19 protein-coding genes are annotated in these 16,578 nt (G+C 69.1%); 8 read left to right on the forward strand and 11 right to left on the reverse strand.

All coding sequences use genetic code 11. From position 1 onward, the window contains the following. Positions 1-134: 134 nt before the first annotated feature. The gene (locus tag OQ789_RS00135) at positions 135-524 is read left to right on the forward strand and encodes a hypothetical protein (RefSeq protein ID WP_324682577.1); all 390 of its coding nucleotides are present in this window, start codon (positions 135-137) and stop codon (positions 522-524) included. Here the strand turns inward: OQ789_RS00135 and OQ789_RS00140 are convergent. After that, positions 521-1,453 (reverse strand): RDD family protein, encoded by a 933-nt coding sequence (locus tag OQ789_RS00140; RefSeq protein WP_324682578.1) that lies wholly within the window; start codon positions 1,451-1,453, stop codon positions 521-523. The genes OQ789_RS00135 and OQ789_RS00140 overlap by 4 nt on opposite strands. Before the next feature lie 78 nt (positions 1,454-1,531). Between OQ789_RS00140 and OQ789_RS00145 the strand changes: the two genes are divergently transcribed. After that, positions 1,532-2,524 (forward strand): stage II sporulation protein M, encoded by a 993-nt coding sequence (locus OQ789_RS00145; RefSeq protein ID WP_324682580.1) that lies wholly within the window; start codon positions 1,532-1,534, stop codon positions 2,522-2,524. A 133-nt stretch (positions 2,525-2,657) separates the two neighbouring features. Here OQ789_RS00145 and OQ789_RS00150 read toward each other — a convergent pair whose 3' ends face one another. From OQ789_RS00150 to OQ789_RS00170, 5 genes are read right to left on the reverse strand one after another with little or no spacing between them, the layout of a single operon-like run. Beyond that, on the reverse strand, positions 2,658-3,980 hold the full coding sequence (locus OQ789_RS00150; RefSeq protein ID WP_324682581.1) for a DUF58 domain-containing protein: 1,323 nt from the start codon (positions 3,978-3,980) through the stop codon (positions 2,658-2,660). Continuing rightward, positions 3,980-4,975: a MoxR family ATPase gene (locus OQ789_RS00155; RefSeq protein WP_324682582.1), complete on the reverse strand. Its 996-nt coding sequence runs from the start codon at positions 4,973-4,975 to the stop codon at positions 3,980-3,982. The genes OQ789_RS00150 and OQ789_RS00155 overlap by 1 nt, the downstream gene beginning before the upstream one ends. Continuing rightward, positions 4,972-6,111 (reverse strand): DUF4350 domain-containing protein, encoded by a 1,140-nt coding sequence (locus tag OQ789_RS00160; RefSeq protein WP_324682584.1) that lies wholly within the window; start codon positions 6,109-6,111, stop codon positions 4,972-4,974. Before OQ789_RS00160 ends, OQ789_RS00155 begins: the two co-directional genes overlap by 4 nt. Continuing rightward, complete coding sequence (locus tag OQ789_RS00165) at positions 6,111-6,764, reverse strand: DUF4129 domain-containing protein (protein WP_324682585.1); 654 nt, start codon at positions 6,762-6,764, stop codon at positions 6,111-6,113. The genes OQ789_RS00160 and OQ789_RS00165 overlap by 1 nt, the downstream gene beginning before the upstream one ends. Before the next feature lie 24 nt (positions 6,765-6,788). Further along, positions 6,789-8,156 carry a hypothetical protein gene (locus tag OQ789_RS00170; RefSeq protein WP_324682586.1) on the reverse strand — a complete coding sequence of 456 codons (1,368 nt, stop codon included), beginning with the start codon at positions 8,154-8,156 and terminating at the stop codon, positions 6,789-6,791. Between OQ789_RS00170 and OQ789_RS00175 the strand changes: the two genes are divergently transcribed. The 6 genes from OQ789_RS00175 to OQ789_RS00200 all read left to right on the forward strand — a co-directional run bounded on the left by OQ789_RS00175 (position 8,155) and on the right by OQ789_RS00200 (position 11,907). Beyond that, a complete protein-coding gene (locus OQ789_RS00175) occupies positions 8,155-8,619 on the forward strand; it encodes a GatB/YqeY domain-containing protein (protein ID WP_324682587.1) in 465 nt (154 codons plus the stop codon). The two genes, OQ789_RS00170 and OQ789_RS00175, sit on opposite strands and share 2 nt — an antisense overlap. A 204-nt stretch (positions 8,620-8,823) precedes the next feature. Continuing rightward, a complete protein-coding gene (locus OQ789_RS00180; RefSeq protein ID WP_324682588.1) occupies positions 8,824-9,810 on the forward strand; it encodes an LLM class F420-dependent oxidoreductase in 987 nt (328 codons plus the stop codon). 58 nt (positions 9,811-9,868) lie between these two features. Next, on the forward strand, positions 9,869-10,252 hold the full coding sequence (locus OQ789_RS00185; protein WP_324682590.1) for a malate dehydrogenase: 384 nt from the start codon (positions 9,869-9,871) through the stop codon (positions 10,250-10,252). Between the two features lie 62 nt (positions 10,253-10,314). Next, a complete protein-coding gene (locus OQ789_RS00190; RefSeq protein ID WP_324682591.1) occupies positions 10,315-10,869 on the forward strand; it encodes a type 1 glutamine amidotransferase domain-containing protein in 555 nt (184 codons plus the stop codon). A gap of 106 nt (positions 10,870-10,975) precedes the next feature. Next, complete coding sequence (locus OQ789_RS00195) at positions 10,976-11,665, forward strand: HemK2/MTQ2 family protein methyltransferase (protein ID WP_324682592.1); 690 nt, start codon at positions 10,976-10,978, stop codon at positions 11,663-11,665. Continuing rightward, positions 11,662-11,907: a CDGSH iron-sulfur domain-containing protein gene (locus tag OQ789_RS00200; protein WP_324682594.1), complete on the forward strand. Its 246-nt coding sequence runs from the start codon at positions 11,662-11,664 to the stop codon at positions 11,905-11,907. The genes OQ789_RS00195 and OQ789_RS00200 overlap by 4 nt, the downstream gene beginning before the upstream one ends. Here the strand turns inward: OQ789_RS00200 and OQ789_RS00205 are convergent. The 5 genes from OQ789_RS00205 to OQ789_RS00225 form a co-directional block, all read right to left on the reverse strand. Then, positions 11,843-12,874 carry an iron-containing redox enzyme family protein gene (locus OQ789_RS00205; RefSeq protein ID WP_324682596.1) on the reverse strand — a complete coding sequence of 344 codons (1,032 nt, stop codon included), beginning with the start codon at positions 12,872-12,874 and terminating at the stop codon, positions 11,843-11,845. The two genes, OQ789_RS00200 and OQ789_RS00205, sit on opposite strands and share 65 nt — an antisense overlap. Before the next feature lie 81 nt (positions 12,875-12,955). After that, the gene (locus tag OQ789_RS00210; protein WP_324682598.1) at positions 12,956-15,172 is read right to left on the reverse strand and encodes a SpoIIE family protein phosphatase; all 2,217 of its coding nucleotides are present in this window, start codon (positions 15,170-15,172) and stop codon (positions 12,956-12,958) included. Beyond that, positions 15,169-15,795, reverse strand: a complete 627-nt coding sequence (locus tag OQ789_RS00215) for a SpoIIE family protein phosphatase (RefSeq protein WP_324682600.1) — start codon at positions 15,793-15,795, stop codon at positions 15,169-15,171. The genes OQ789_RS00210 and OQ789_RS00215 overlap by 4 nt, the downstream gene beginning before the upstream one ends. Then, positions 15,788-16,198 carry an anti-sigma regulatory factor gene (locus OQ789_RS00220; protein ID WP_324682601.1) on the reverse strand — a complete coding sequence of 137 codons (411 nt, stop codon included), beginning with the start codon at positions 16,196-16,198 and terminating at the stop codon, positions 15,788-15,790. Before OQ789_RS00220 ends, OQ789_RS00215 begins: the two co-directional genes overlap by 8 nt. Beyond that, positions 16,188-16,577 (reverse strand): STAS domain-containing protein, encoded by a 390-nt coding sequence (locus OQ789_RS00225; RefSeq protein ID WP_324682603.1) that lies wholly within the window; start codon positions 16,575-16,577, stop codon positions 16,188-16,190. Before OQ789_RS00225 ends, OQ789_RS00220 begins: the two co-directional genes overlap by 11 nt. Position 16,578 lies beyond the last annotated feature (1 nt).

The raw sequence follows: 16,578 nt of genomic DNA on the forward strand, positions 1-16,578 counted from the left end.
TATCGAAAAATAACGCGATGCAACGCGATATTCGCATTTACTCGCGCGGAAGCCTCTGAGCTGGGGAAACCGGCTGACGGTGCCCGGGCGGCGGCGCGGTTTGCATTCCCGGCCGACGGGTAGGCACTACCGAGATGGACGCTGACAACAACCTGAGGGTCGGCGGTGCAGGCGCAGGTGCGGCCGCATCCGGGCGGCCCGCCGGGGGCCTGCGCCGCGACTCCCGGCCGTGGATCAACTGGGGACTGGCGCTGTCGACGGTGCCCGGCGCGGCCCTCGTGATGCTCTTCGCGCTCGGCGCTGTCATGAGTACCGACGGCTGCAGCGACCGTTCCTGCCCTAACCTGGGCCACGGCGGCATCGATTTCGGCGTCGCTTTCTACGGTGCGCCCGCGGTCGCGCTCGTCGTCATCGTCGTCTCGTTCTTCACCGCCAAACGCCGGCGCGGTATCGCGGTTCCGCTATGCGGATGGGCCCTGCTGATTGCCGATGTGGCGCTCATGGCCGCGAGCGTGGCCGGCTAACGCGGCAGTGAGAAACCCCCGGGCGCACCGGCGTCTGCCGACCCCGACAGGCCGGGTCGTTCGGGCCATTCGACGGCTTGAGGTGGCGGCTGCGGTGCCGCACCCCACGGCGGTCCGGCCCAGCCCCCGGGGCCCTGGTATGCGCCGCCGGACGGCGTCCCCGTCGGCGGTTGTCCGGGCGGGGGCATCGCCGGCCGCATCCGGGCCAGCTCCCGACGATGCCGCTCGGCCAGGACGGCGGCGAGTACCAGTTCCGGGGGTGCGCCCGGCGGTGGTGGCGGCGCGATGTGGGCCACCACGTCACCGGCGATCCGGTATGCCATCTGCAGGCGCAGCTGACGGTCGAGTTGCGTTGCCCTGGAAAGGAATTGACGCGCAACCTCGGCCTGGCCGGCGGACAGGCCGGACAGCTGGAGCGACGCCGCCCACCACGCCAATGACGGCGGCATCATCGGCGGGGGCCCTGGTCGGGGTCCGCGTTCGTTGATCACCACCGTGCCGGCGAAGACATCGCCGATCCGTTTGGCCTTGGGTGACAAGATGCTGCAGATAACGGCCGGGCTCCCGAACAGCATCCAGATCTCCACCAACGCCGCCAGCGAGCGAAACAACGCCTGACGGAAGCGTTCTGGGCCACCGTCGTCGGAAACGACGCGCAGGCCCATCGCGATCTTGCCCACTGATCGTCCCCGCGTTGCCGTTTCGAGTATCAACGGATAGCCGACGATCACCAGCACGGTGAAGATCAGCAGGACCGCGTTCGACAGCGCGGTGTCGAACTGGGACAGGGTGGCGGCCCACAGCATCAGGCCGAGCACGTAGCCGATCACCATGACCGTGATGTCGATCAGCGCGCCCAACGTCCGCACCGGCAACTGGGCGATCTGCACATCGAGCACCACGGCGTCCCCGGTCACCACCTCCGACATAACTTCGAACGGTACCCGCTGGGGTGCGGATGGCCGGGCGCACGCTGACCGGCCGGCGGTGCGATTAGGCTGCCGGGGGTGGATGTCGACGCATTCGTGCTGGCCCATAGCCCTACCTGGGACCGCCTCGACCGATTGATCGGCCGGCGCCGGTCGCTGTCCGGTGCGGAGATCGACGAACTCGTCGAGCTCTATCAACGGGTCTCCACTCACCTGTCGATGCTGCGCTCGGCGTCGTCGGACACGGTGTTGATCGGCCGGCTCTCGAGCCTGGTCGCGCGCGCGCGGTCGGCGGTGACCGGTGCCCATGCGCCGCTGAGCGGCGCCTTCACCAGATTCTGGACGGTGTCTTTCCCGGTGGTCGCCTACCGCACCTGGCGGTGGTGGCTTGCCACGGCCGCGGCGTTCTTCGCGGTAGTGGTCATCGTCGCACTGTGGGTCGCCGGCAGCCCGGACGTGCAGTCTGCCATCGGAACACCCAGTGAAATCCAGGAATTGGTCAATCACGACGTCGAGGGCTACTACAGCGAACATCCCGCCGCCGCGTTCGCGTTGCAGATCTGGGTGAACAACTCCTGGGTCTCCGCGCAATGCATCGCGCTGTCGGTGCTGCTGGGGCTGCCAATCCCGTTGGTGCTGCTGCAGAATGCCGCCAACCTGGGCGTCATCGCCGGCCTGATGTTCCCGGCGGGTAAGGGCGCGCTGCTGCTCGGTCTGTTAGTCCCGCACGGGCTGCTGGAGCTCACTGCCGTATTCCTCTCGGGCGCAACGGGAATGCGGCTGGGGTGGTCGGTGATCTCACCCGGGGACCGGCCGCGGGGTCAGGTGCTGGCCGAACAGGGCCGGGCCGTCGTCTCGGTGGCGGTGGGCCTGGTTGGGGTGCTGCTGGTTTCCGGGTTGATCGAAGCGTTGGTGACGCCGTCCGGACTGCCCACGTTCGTGCGCGCCGGCATCGGCGTCGTCGTCGAGGTGGCCTTCTTGTCCTACATCGTCTACTTCGGCCGCCGCGCTGTGAAGGCCGGGGAAAGCGGCGACATGGACGAGGCGCCGGACTTCGTTCCGACTCGCTGAGCGGCGAGAGCGCCGGGCTCGAGGTGATGGCCCGACTCCTCCTCACGCCGCTGCGCGGCGTGCATCGTCGCCGCGCTAAACCCGATGGCCCGACTCCTCCTCACGCCGCTGCGCGGCGTGCATCGTCGCCGCGCTAAAGCCGTCCGGTCGCCTTCATCGCCAGGTAGTGGTCGGCGAGGGCGGGCGCCAATTCGGCCGGCGGGGCGTCGACCACATCCACCCCGCTGCCCCGCAGCCGGGTCGCGATCGCCGCACGGTCGTGGCGGGACCGTTCGGCGGCCGCCGCGTCGTACACCGCGGCGGCATCCGATCGCCCCGCGGCCATCTGGTCGACCCGGGGGTCGGTGACCGCGGCCACCAGCAAGTGATGTCTGGCCGACAGTTGGGGCAACACGGGCAGCAGTCCCTCGTCGAGGGCGGCCGCGTTGAGGTCGGTCAGCAGCACCACCAGGGACCGCCGTCGGGTGCGCAATGCGACCGCGGAAACCATTGCCCGCCAGTCGGATTCGACAAGAGTCGGCTGGAGTGGAGCCATCGCGTCGACCAGCTGGGCGAGCAGTTCGGTGCGCGAGGCACCGAACACGCCGGCACGGGTGACCTGGTCGTGAGCGAGGAAGTCGATGTGGTCCCCGGCTCGCGACGCCAGCGCCGCCAGCAGCAGTGCTGCGTCCATCGACCAGTCCAGCCGCGGCCAGCCCGCCGGATCGGACGCGGTCGGGTCGACGCCGACCCGGCCCGCGGCCGTGCGGCTCGTGTCGAGCACGATCACCACCCGCCGGTCGCGCTCGGGCCGCCAGGTGCGCACCACAACGTCGTTGCGTCGCGCGGTGGCGCGCCAGTCGATCGAGCGGACGTCGTCGCCGACGACATACTCACGCAACGAGTCGAATTCGGTCCCCTGACCTCGTACCAGCGTGGGCAGCAGCCCGTCGATCTCGCGCAGCTTGGCGAGCCTTGAGGGCAGGTGCTTGCGGGCCAGAAACGGGGGCAGCACCCGCAGCTGCCCGGGCACCGGCCGCGACCCCTGCCGGCCCGCCAGCCCCAGCGGGCCGATCGACCGGGCGGTCACCACCGTCGCCCGCTGGTCGCCGCGGCGAACCGGCTCTAGCCGGGTCTGGACCTGCTGGTGCTGACCGGCGGGGATGTCGACGGGATGGGTTCGTGGCTGCGCCCGGGCACTGGGCGGCCAGGCGTCGCGGATCTGGCCGCGGAACCGGCGCGGGCCGTCGTTGTGGATCGAGAGCCCGCACTCCACCTGCTCCCCGAGCCGGGCGGAGCGATCCGGGCTGCGCACGTAGCGCAGTTTGCCGGTGCCGGCCGCCAGTGCGACGTCGAGCGCCACCACGACGGCCAGCGCTATCAGCAGGACCACGAAAGTCTGTGCCGGCCAATCGGACAGCGCGATGGGCAGGACGCAGAGCAATGCGACCAGTCCAGTGCGTCCGGTCAGGACCACTAGCGGGGCACCGGGACCGAGGCCAGGATGCCGTCGAGCACACCGTCGGGTGTGGCACCTTCGAGTTCGGCCTCGGGCCGCAACATCACCCGGTGCCGCAGCGTCGGGCGGGCCATGGCCTTCACGTCATCGGGAGTGACGTAGTTGCGTCCGGACAGCCAGGACCAGGAGCGCGCCGTGGCAAGCAGGGCGGTGGCCCCGCGGGGTGACACGCCCAGTTGCAGCGCGGGGGAGGAGCGGGTGGCCCCGGCGATGTCGACGATGTAGCCCAGCACCTCGTCGGCAACCAGCACGTTGCGCACGGCGTCGCGACCGGCCGCAAGGTCGGCCGCCCCGGCCACCGGCCTGATAGCGGACAGATCGCGCGGGTCGAAGCCGTGCGCGTGCCGCTGCAGGATGGCGATTTCGGCGTCGCGGGGCGGCAGGGTCACGTTCAGTTTCAGCAGGAAGCGGTCCAGCTGGGCCTCGGGCAACTGGTAGGTGCCCTCGTATTCGACCGGGTTCTGGGTCGCGGCGACGATGAACGGGTCGGGCAGCGGCTGGGGTGTCCCTTCGACGCTGACCTGACGCTCTTCCATCGCCTCGAGCAGCGCGGCCTGGGTCTTGGGCGGGGTGCGGTTGATCTCGTCGGCGAGCAGCAGGTTGGTGAACACCGGGCCGGGCCGGAACACGAACGCCGCGGTCCGCGCGTCGTACACCAGCGAACCCGTCACGTCGCCGGGCATCAGGTCGGGGGTGAACTGCACCCGCTTGAACTCCAGCTGCAGCGCCGCGGACAGCGCCCGAACCAGCAGCGTCTTGGCCACTCCCGGAACGCCTTCCAGCAGCACGTGGCCGCGGCACAGCAGCGCGATCACCAGGCCGCTGACCACGCCCTCCTGTCCGACGACGGCCTTGGCCAGCTCGCCGCGCAGCGCCAGCAGCGCCTCGCGCGCCGATTCGGCGGTGGGAGATTGGGCTGCTGCCGGTGGCGACGATGGGGTGGGTTGTGTCACGGGTGTGCGACCTGCCTTTCGATGTCGTCGAGCGCACGGGCGAGTTGTAACAGGTCGTCGTCGGTCGACGGGGGCGGACCGAACAGATGGTAGGAGACGAACGCCGGGTCGGATCCGGTGCGCTGGGCCGCGGTGGTCACCACCGCCCCTGGCGAGGCGCCCGCGCCCAGACCGAGGCGCGGCAGCAGCCGCGCCACGGTCGCGGCGCGCAGGGCGGCGGCGGCGCGATCGCGGGCCCGTCGGGACCGATACAGCCGGCCGCGCCCCTCCACGGTTTCCGACGCGCGCACCACCACCGGCAGCTCTTCGGCCACCAGCGGCCCGGGCCGGCGGCCCCGCCACACGGCGACCAGCAGCACCACCAGCGCCAGCTGTGCCACGATCCAGATCACATTGGGCGGCATCAGCTGCAAAAGCGTTGTCTTGGAATCCGATTCATCCTCGGCGCGGTGGGGCGCGTACCAGATGAGCCGGGGCCGGTCCCCCGCGAGGTTCATCGCCAGGGCGGCGTTGCCCGCTTCCAGCAGGCCGGCGTTGGTCATGAAGTCGGTGTTGCCGACGGCCGTCACGGTGCGTCCGCCGTCGCGGAATCGGATCAACGCGCCGTCATAGCAGCGGGACATCGTGCGGCCGTCGTCGGATTCGAAGGTGCTGCTGGGTCCGAACCGGACCGACCCGGAACGAACCGCTTCGCGCAGTGTGCAATTGGGGTCGAGGTCGAAACCGTTGGCACTGGAGGCCCGCACGCCGGGCAGCAGTTGCTCGCGGGCCCGGGTGGTGGGATCCACCAGCAGCAGGTCCGAATGGACGTTGCCCAGCCGCTCCAGCAGCGTGTCGTCGAGGTACTGGCTCTGCGCCACCAGGAGTAGCGCGTCCGGGCGTGCCGCATGTTCGACGTCGGCGATGTTGTCTGCCACGATGACGTCGACTCCCGAGCCGCGCAGCAGCTCTACCAGCGCGTGCGCGCCGTCGGAACTGGTCGACGCCGCGTCCATGCGGTCGCCGGGCCGGGGTGCGGTCAAATACGCGTCGACGCCGGCGACGACGGCCAGCACCAGCAGCGTGACGAGCACCCACCCCCAGGAGCGTCGGCGCCGTGGCGTGGTTGCGGGACCGGCGCCTGTGACCGTCACCATCACCGCACCTCGACCCACGAGTCGGGTGCTTTCGCCCGGCCAGGCTCTGGCGCAGGGCCCTGCCAGCGCAACCGCAGGTGGTCGTCCAGCTCGGCGATCATCTGATAGGAGTCCCGGGTTCCGGGTTGCTCGCCGTAGGTGACATCATTGAAAGCTGTTGCTGCTCTAGATAATTCGTTGTCCAGGTGGGGTAGTGCTGCGCCGGCGTCGCGGGTCAGCTCGTTGGCCGTCCGGCCGGGAACCGGTGTCAGCACCCCGGTTTCCTCGAGCTGGCGGGCCACGGCGCGCAGCCGATGGCGAATCGCCGCGGCCCAGTCGCCGGAGGCCGCACAGTCTTCTGCGGTCGCGCGATGCTGGGCGGCCGTCAGCGGTGCAGCTTCGAACAACGAGTAGTCACCGCCCCGGCGGGTGCGCACGGTGCGCCGGAGAATATAGATGCCGACGACCACCGCGACGGCGAGCAGGATGAAAAGCACTGTCGCGGTGAGCCATCCACCCGGCAGCACGGAGATGCCCTGCAGCAGCCGGTAGATCCGATCGGAGACCCAGTTGACGATGTTTTCCCGCGCGCTGCCCTTGGCGTAGATCGGTTTGTTGAGCTCGTCCTGAGCGGCGCGATGCGCGGCATCGCGGTCGATGTCGATGGAAGGCATGCGCAGTTGGTCCTCGCCCGGCCCTTACAGGGGCCGCGTCAGCCAGAGGTTGTCGGTGGACGCGGCCGCGTAGGGCCCCTGGGCGGCTCCGCTCTGCAGCACCAGGTCGAATGCCTCCGCGCGCATCCGGCGGTCGGTGTAGAGCAGCACGATGACGCCCGCGTTGAACGGCGCGGTGATGATCTCGCCGAGCGCCGCCCCCACCGACAGCACCGCCGTGCTGACCAGGAACGCCGTCGTTGACGACGCGCTCTGAACGACCTGGCCGACGATGCTGAACGGCACCGCGATGGCGTTGGCGACGACGGAGGTCACCAGAAACGCGAGCAACCGGATGCCCAGCACCCGCCAGAAGCCGTTGCGCACCAGCCTGAACGATCGGGTGATCGCCTCCATGACCGGCAGCCGCTCCAGAACGATCAGCACCGGGGCGAACAGCACCGCCGTGTACAAGAAGACCAGCGCCGCGAGGACGACCAGCACCAGCGGGATGCCCAGCACCACGGCCGCCGCGGCGCTGCCGATCGCCCCCAACACCCCGAAGGCCACCGCGACCAACCCGGCCATGGCCGCCACCGTGACGGCTTCCAGCAGGGCCAGGCCGAGCAGGGCCGGCAGCCGCCCGCGGATCTTGGCCCAGGTCTCGCCGATAGTGATGGGTGATCCGAACGCCGCACGCCCGACGATCACGGTGAGCATCCCGGACAGCAGCATGCCGCCCAGCCAGCTGACCAAGAGGCCGCCGCCCACCGACACCAACCAGGCGCCGAGCACCCCCGAGCTCAGCTCGCCGGGCCGATCTCCGGCGAACCTGTCGGCCGCGGCCAGCGGTCCGAAGAACGCGACCTTCGTCACGATCTGGACGACCACCACGACGATGGCGGTCAGGCCCAGCGTCGCTTTCGGATTCGCCCGGACGTAGCCCACCGCGCCGTTGAAGATGTCGCCCAGGGTCAGTGGGCGCAGCGGGATGATTCCCGGTTTGATGGCCCCGTAGCGCGGTGTGCCGAAGTACGGCTGCGGCCCGTAGCCCGAGGCAGGTCCGTATCCGGACGGCCCATATGCCGGCGGCGGTCCATACGCAGGTGGCGGCCCATATGCCGGTGACGGTCCATACGAGGGCGGTGGGCCGTATCCCGGCGGCGGCCCATACGGCGGCTGTGGGCCGTATCCCGGCGGCGGTCCATACCCCGCGGGCGGGCCGAATTCAGGTGGTGGGCCGTATGCCGGTGGCGGGCCGGCCGGGTAACCAGGCGGCGGCGCGCTCACCGAGTGCAGCGGCCCGTCAAACCAGCCCCGCTGCCGGGCACGTCGTTCGTCATGGGCTCCATCCTGTCGGCGGCCGGGGCATTTCACAATCTCGACCCGCGCGGCGCGTAGCGTTTCACACATGGCGGAACTCACAGCGCGGATCCGGACGGATTTGACCGCGGCGATGAAGGCCCAGGACAAGCTGCGAACGGCCACCCTGCGCATGCTGTTGGCTGCGATCCAAACCGAGCAAGTCGCCGGTAAGGAGGCCAGAGATCTCACTGACGAGGAAGTCATCAAGGTGCTGGCCAGGGAATCGCGCAAGCGTGGCGAATCCGCGGAGATCTACACCCAGAACGGGCGCGGGGAGCTCGCTGCCAACGAGCACGCCGAGGCGCGGATCATCGACGAGTACCTGCCCACCCCGCTCACCGAGGCCGAGGTGGCCGACGTCGCCGACACCGCGATCGCGCAGGTCGCCGAGGAAATCGGCGAGCGGCCGGGGATGAAACAGATGGGCATGGTGATGAAGGCCGCCACCGCGATCGCCGCGGGCAAGGCCGACGGGGCCCGGCTCTCCGCCGCCGTCAAGGAGCGGTTGTAGCCCACCGGCGAGGTCCGAAAAGCGTTGCGCCACACTCGAGATCACCCCACATGGCGTTGACGGGCCAAGAATAGCTCTCTGCCGCAGAGCCTTTGGGTGTGCCACCCCTGAAGGGGCGCCTGCGCAACAGGCGGGCAAGCGCCAGGCGCTCCGCCAACACCGGGGCGTCGTTTGCGTGCGGAGCAGCCGGGTATCCCGTCAAGTATGACGAATTTTGGCTACACTTTGATGACCGAGCAGAGTGGACCCAAAGAGCTTGTCCAGTATGCGGTTTCGGCCGAGGAGCGCGGCTTCGACTTCCACGTGTGCAGCGACCACTTCTCGCCGTGGCTCACCTCGCAAGGCCACGCGCCGAACGCCTGGGCGGTGCTGGGCGCGGTGGCGCAGGCCACCGAACGGGTCGATCTCTACACCTATGTGACGTGCCCGACGATGCGGTATCACCCCGCGGTCGTCGCCCAGCAGGCGGCCACCGTGCAGATCCTGTCCGACGGCCGGTTCACCCTGGGCCTGGGCAGCGGTGAAAACCTGAACGAGCATGTCGTCGGCAAGGGCTGGCCGGCGGTCACGCGGCGGCAAGACATGCTGCGCGAGGCGATCAAGATAATCCGCGAACTGTTCGGCGGCCAGTTGGTCGACTTCACCGGCGACTATTTCCAGGTCGATTCGGCGCGGCTGTGGGATGTGCCCGACATTCCGGTGGGAATCGGGGTGGCAGTCGGGGGCACCAGGGCGGTCGACAAATTTGCCAAGCTCGCCGACCACCTGATCGCGACCGAACCCATGAAGGAAGTCGTCGATGCCTGGCACGGCGCCCGTCAGGCGGCCAATCTCACCGGCGGTGGCCGGGTGGTCGGCCAGATCCCGGTGTCCTGGGATCCCGACCGTGATACCGCGGTCAAACGGGCGCACGGCCAGTTCCGCTGGTTTGCCGGCGGCTGGAAGGTCAACGCGGATCTACCGACGCCGGCCGGCTTCGCCGGCGCCACGCAGTTCGTGCGGCCCCAAGACGTCGCCGAGACCATCCCCTGTGGGCCTGAACTGGACGCCATCGTCGAGGCCGTCCGGCCCTACTGGGAAGCGGGGTTCACCGATGTCGCACTCGTGCAGATCGGCGGGGAAACCCAGGAACGGTTCCTCTCCGAAGCCGCCGAGCCGTTGCTGGCGGCTCTGCGCGACGCGGCCAAGTGAGCACGGGTTTGACCGCTGCGGGCCCGGGTATCCGGCCCGCAACCCGGGGGAGTAAACGATGAGCGATCGCAACGATGACACCACCGCCACACTCGTAAAGGCGCTCAGCGGTGCCAGTTTCGGCCTGGGTGTGAGCGAAGTGGTGGCCCCCGGCAAGGTCGCCGCCGTCGCGGGCGTGGACGACACCCGACGATCGCGGCGGGTGATCCGCGCGCTCGGGGTGCGCGAGTGCGGCCACGGGGCCGCGCTGCTGGGCGGTCCCGCCAGCTTGGTGTGGACCCGCGTGGCCGGCGACGTCCTGGACATGGCGCTGTTGGTCGCGGGCGTCGTCGCCCGGGGCCCGGGCCGGCGGCGCCGGGGCATCGTCAGCGCCGCGCTGCTGTCCGGAATCGCCGGGCTCGACCTCTATACGGCGTTGCGGACCACCGGCGACGGGTCCTGACGGGGCGCCAGGCCTTCGGTACGGCGAGATCACGCTCGCACAGCCAGGGAAGGAAAGCGGCAATGTCAAATGAATTGCGGGGCAAGAGGATAGCGATCCTCGCGGCCGACGGGGTGGAGAAGGTGGAGCTTGAACAGCCACGTGCGGCCCTGCAGGAAGCCGGCGCCCAGGTGCAGCTGCTGTCGCTGAAGGACGGCGTAATCCAGGCGCGCAACCACGACCTCGAACCGGCCGGAACCGTCGCTGTCGACCGGAAGGTATCCGAGGCCTCGGTGGACGACTATGACGGCCTGGTGTTGCCGGGCGGCACCGTGAACCCGGATAAGCTGCGCCTGGACAGCGACGCGGTGTCCTTCGTCCGCGACTTCGTCGGGTCGGGCAAGCCGGTGGCGGCCATCTGTCATGGGCCCTGGACCCTGGTCGAAGCCGGTGTGGCGGTGGGCCGGACCCTGACGTCGTATCCCAGCATCCGCACCGATCTGCGCAACGCGGGCGCGCACGTCGTCGACGAGGAGGTTGTCGTCGACGGCAACCTGATCTCCAGCCGTTCGCCGTCGGACCTACCGGCGTTCTGCGCAGTCATTCTCCAGCAGTTCGCGCACGCGACGGCGGGTTAGTGGCGAAGAACTTCCCGCTGTTCGTTTGAATACACGAGTTTGCGGGCATTATCCGGCCAGACCGCGATCCGCGGCAGGTACTCGTAGGGTTTTCGAAAGGCCAACAGTGACAACCACATATCCCGAGCCCGCTGTCTCGCCTGTTCCCAGTGTGTATCAGCCGCAACAGGACTCCCGATTGCTGGTGGACGTGATGCATGACACGGGCCTGATCCCGGGACGGCGGGTGCTCGACCTGTGCACCGGCAGTGGTTTCGTCGCGATCGCGGCCGCCGCGATGGGATGCGCCAGTGCGATGGCTTTCGACATCTGCCCGCAGGCGGTGCGTTGCGCGCGGCGCAACGCGGCCATGGCCGGCGCCGAGGTGGACGTCCGCGAGGGATCGTGGGTTGCGGCGGTGGATTGCGCGCCGTTCGACGTTGTTGTGTCCAACCCGCCGTATGTGCCGACGCCGCCCGGGGCCGAGTTGGACGAGATCTGCCCGGAAGCCGGACCGTCATGGGCGTGGAACGCCGGCGTCGACGGCCGGGTGGTCCTCGACCCGCTCTGTGAGTCGGCGCCGAAGCTGTTGCGCGACGGTGGGTCCCTGCTGCTGGTGCATTCCGCGCTCGCAGGTGTGCAGAATTCCCTGGATTCGCTCAAGTGGGCCGGCATGGACGCGAAAGTGATTGCCTCCAAGTGGATACCGTTCGGCCCGGTGATGATGTCGCGGGCGACGTGGCTGGAGAAGGTCGGGCTGATACCGCGCGGACGCCGCGAAGAGGAGCTGATCGTGATCCGCGCCGAAAAGCGATGACCGCGACCCGGGTGCAGGTGGTGCCCAACGGGCCCGTGCTGGTCTCGGGCCCGGTGCGCATCGAGATGCCCGACGGCGAGGTCGTCGAGTCCGACCGGTTCATGGTGGCGATCTGCACCTGTCGCCGCAGCGGCCGCTACCCGCTGTGCGACACGAGCCACCGCCGGTGCCGTCGCCTCAAGGGGTCGGCACTTCCAGCGGCAGGCGCAACGACGTCTGATTCCGCTCCCACGACGTCATAATCCGTTGCGCCAGGCGGTCTTCGACCGCGGCATGGGCACGGATGCCGAAGATGACGTCGTGTTCGAGTCGCGGATCCCGGGCGACCAGATCGCCCACCACCTCGTTGCGGACGATGTGTTCGTGCACCGCGTCGGCCTCGACGTGCTCGCTGTAGAACTCGATGCAGGCCGCCGGCGCCTGCAGGCGCCGCAACGCCTGCACCATGCGTTGCGATCCCGGCGGCGAGGTGATCTCCGTCGAGGCGAACTGTCCGATCGCCGCGCCGCGCAACCAGCGGTGCAACCCGAACATCGACATGAGGTTGACCACCGCCAGGGCCTCGGCGGGCACCGCGTTGACGTAGCCCCAATACGTCGCATCCAGGCCGGCCGCCGCGAGCAGGTCGGCGAACAGCTGCTGGTGCAAGCGTGCGCCCCGTCCGGCGCCGTACTCGTCGAACTCGATTGCCACGAAGGCCGCTTTGGCCACGCCCGTCAGGCGCGGAATGGCGAACGCATGCGGATCGCCCTCCTTGAGGTGGTAGAGGGAGCGGTGCACGAAGTACTCGCAAACCTGCTGCCACGTCCCGGTGTCGCGCAGGTAGTACGACGGGCCGGTGCCGTCGAGCGGTTCGACCGTGAGAGCTTCCATCTCGGCCGCCGCGGTCTGATCGGGATCGATGTGACCGACGTCGCGGCGCACGCCGGCCAGGAACACCCGTTCCAGTTCGCCGCGCAGCCCCAACAGCGCGGGATTCCACTCCCACGCGGGGTCCACGCCCGCCAGCCCGCGGTAGTGCAGCTCGTAGCACATGGACAGCGCCAGCTGCAGATCCAGGCCATAGGGGTCGGAGTCACGCACGGAGGAGCTGATCCGCGCCAGGTGGTCGACCGAGGGCGGACCCGCCAGCGCGCACCGCACCGCCGTCGACAGTGGCCCGTGCGCCGCAGGCAGGACGGGTTCGGTCAGGGTCGATGCGTGGGTCACGCCGATGTCTACCCGCTGTGCGGGGCACACAAACGGTCGGCGTGCGGGGCACACAAACGGTCGGCGCGGCGCGAACCCGCCTCAGCCGGCCCCCGCGACAACGTGGAACGTGATGTCCGCGGTGGTGCCGACGGCGGTGGAGTCGAGCTCCATCGAGTCGCTGAGCACCTGCATCAGCGGCAGGCCGCGTCCACCGCTGTCCGGGATGATCGCCGGCGTCTTCCACGATCCGTAATCGGTGATCCGGGTGCGCACTTCGCCGTCGTCGAGGCTGACTTCGAGCAGCATGGTCCCGGCGGCGAATCCACGGTAGGCGTGTTCGACACAGTTGGTGCACGCCTCGTTGACCACCAGCACGATGTCGGCCGCCTGTTCCTCCGTCACGCCGCCGGCCCGCAGCCAGTTCGCCACCCGGCGCCGGATGTGGATCAATTGGTCTGCGCTGGCGCCGGTTTCGATGCGCAGCGGTGCGTGCCGGTGCCGGTAGACCACCAGCGCCACATCGTCGTCATACCCCGCGGCCGGCGCAAGTTCGTCAAGCACCCGATCGGCGACGGTGTCCACGGGCGACGTCATGTCCTGCGCCAGAACATTTGCCGCGCGGTCGATTCCGTCATCAATCGACTCATGCTTGCGCTCGACGAGACCGTCGGTGAACAGCATCAGCGTCGAGCCGGGCGGCAGCACCTGGGTGGCCTGCGGGCGCGGCTCGTGCCTGCGCACCGCCAGCGGCACCGACGCGGCATCGGTCAGCAGCGTCGTCGTGCCGGGCCGCGGGCCCGCCAGCACGGCCGGCATGTGGCCCGCGTTGCTGTACTGCAGTACCCCGGTGTCGGTGTCCAGGATCGCCAGGAAGACGGTCGTGCAGTACGCGTTCGGGATGAGCGACGCCGCCGAGTCGAGCTGGTCGAGCAGCACCGCGGGCTCGGCCCCGTTGATCAGCAGCGCCCGCGCGGAACTCCGCAGCTGCCCCATGATCGCGGCGGCCGGCAGGCCGCGGCCCACACAGTCGCCGACGACGATGCCGATGTGGTGCTCACCGATCGGCAGCACGTCATACCAGTCGCCGCCAATCTCCAAGGGCGGCACCGCGGGTTCGTACCGAACGGCGAAGCCCGGCGGCGGCTGAACGGGCGGCAGCATGGCACGCTGCAACGTCAGCGACGTCTCACGCGCGCTCTCGAACTGGCGCACGTGCTGCATGGCCAGGCTCAAGTGCCCGATCAGCACGGTGACCAGTAGCCGATCCTCCCCGCTGACCCAGCGACGCGTGCGCAGCTCCAGCCAGAGCGCCAGGTCTCCGGTGCCGGAGAGAACCGCCACCAGCCCCCGGACCTTGCCGGGATTATCAGGCGCCTCAATCGTTTTCGCCGTCAGCGGCAGCTGATGACGCGCATCTTGAAAGGTGCGCTGCAGCCACGGATCCAGCTCGCGCCACGACGACGCCGTAGGCTCGCCGGCCACCTGGACCGTCGGGTCGCCGTCGCCGCTGGGCCACGAGACCGCGATCACCCGCTGCGCATCGATCGCCGCGCTGCACTCGTCGAGCGTGATGGCCAGCAACTCGTCCACACTCTTGGCCACCGCCACGGCGGTGGCCAACCGCAGCACCGCAGTTTCCCGTGCCGCGAAGGCACGTTCGGCGGTGATGTCGCGGATGGTTCCGACGTAGGCGTCTTTGTCGCTGCCGAATTCCCTGACCGCGTTGATGCTCACCTTGACCCACGCCAGGTGCCCGTCCGCGTGGCGGATGGGCGTTTCGTAGTCGGTACGCCCGTGCGCAATGACTTCTGTTGTCTTTTCGGCCGCCGTCTTCGTGTCGACCAGCCAGGGGTGCGGCCATCTGTATGGCAATCCCTCGCTGGGGTATCCGAGGATGTCGATGAAGGCGTTGTTCATCTCGACCACGGAGCCCTCGTGGTCGGCGACGAAAAAGCCTTCCTGCAGTGAATTGACCACTGCGGTACGGAATTTGTCGCGGTCGGCCAGACCCTCGGCGCGCGCGCGTTGTTCGGCATAGCGCCTGTTGCCGTCGATGAAGCCGCGCGTTGCGACGTCGAGCGGAACCAGCACGTGCAAGAGGAACTCCAGCGCGATCGGCGCGTCCAGGCGCACGTCCTGCGAAATCTCGAAGATCAGCCGGACGTGCTTTTCGACGAGGCCGAGCAGGCTGACTTGTTCCTGCAGGGCCCTGCGCCCGAGCTCATTGCCGATCGACAGGCTGGCCTCGTCGCGTGAGTTCAGGTAGGCGCGGAGCGCGGCCTCGTACTGGTCGTAAAAGTCGTTTTCGCCGCTCACATCGATACTCCCCTGTGACGTGCCGCCAGCACCATCGCGTCGTCGGTGTCCTTCGCGTCCTTGTCGAGCAGTCCGTCGGCGATGGCGACGGCGGTGGCCGAGAAGTCGACGTGGTCCAGATAGTCCTCGGCGATTCCGTCGGTGCTCATCACGAGCAGGTCGCCTGGTCGGATGGAAACCACTTGCGCCGGTGCGATTTCCGGTATGCGGTAGCCGACGATACCTCCGCTGAGCCGTGCGCTGGACCGAACCTGGGCGCCGGTGGGCGCCTTGGCCACCAGGTCGGCGGTGACATTACCGACGCCGGTCCAGGTGATGGTGTTGGCGCCGAAATCCACCCGCGCTAACGTCATTGCGACTCCCCGGGTGCCGACCAGCACGCGGTGGCAGAGCTGAATCAAGACCTCGATCCGCTCGGAACTATTGCGCCTCAACACATCGACCGCCCGCAGCGCGGCCTCCGCGGCGGCCGGCCCGTGGCCGAGGCCGTCTATCATCCCGAACAGCGCCGCCTCGCCGTCGAGATCGACTGCCACACCCCGGTCACCGGACGTGTGCTCGCTGGGCACGGGCCGTCCGGCCCGCGCCCACTCGATAGGCCCCAGCCGACCGTTCTCACGCACGGGGCGGGACCCATTTCCACATCTCGATGACGGTTCCCCGGCCGGGCGTGGACTCGACGACCAACCGGTCCATCAGACGGCGGGCACCCGGCAGGCCCATCCCCAGCCCACGCCCCGTGGTGTAGCCGTCTTCCATCGCGCGGTCGATGTCGGCGATGCCGGGACCTTCGTCCTCGGCGCGCACCACCAGGGCCCGGCGCCCCTCCCGGTCGGCGATCGCGACCCGGACGGCGCCGCGGCCGGCGTAGCTGGTGATGTTGCGGGCGATCTCCGAGATCGCCGTGGCGATCATCGTGACGTCGGTGAGGGAGAATCCGAGATCGAGTGCGAGTTGGTGGCCGGCTTTGCGGGCTTCGACGATGTCGTCCGAGTTGTCGATGGCGACGACGATATCAGCCGCCACCGTCGAGCCCGATCGTTGACTTCCCCACTCCGCCTTGGCGATTCAGCAGCGCGAGGCCCTCTTCAAGATCCAGCGCGGTGTTCATGTCGTCGAACGCCAGGCCGAGCTGGACCATCGCGAAGGCCACCTCCGGCTGCAGTCCGACGATCACGGTGTCCGCGCCGCGCAGCCGGGTCATGTGCGCGATCGTGCGCAGCGAGCGGGCGGCGAAGGAATCCATCACATCGATGGCGGTGACATCGACGATGATGCCCTGAGCGCGAAACTTGCTGACCCGTTCCATCAGGTCGTAGCGCAGGCGTTCGGCGTCGGAGTCGGTGAGGGCGGCCTGCACCGACGCGATGAGAATCGAGCCCTGTTTCAGGATCGGTACTGGCATG

The sequence above is a fragment of the Mycobacterium sp. 94-17 genome (assembly GCF_035617725.1).
Taxonomy (GTDB): domain Bacteria; phylum Actinomycetota; class Actinomycetes; order Mycobacteriales; family Mycobacteriaceae; genus Mycobacterium.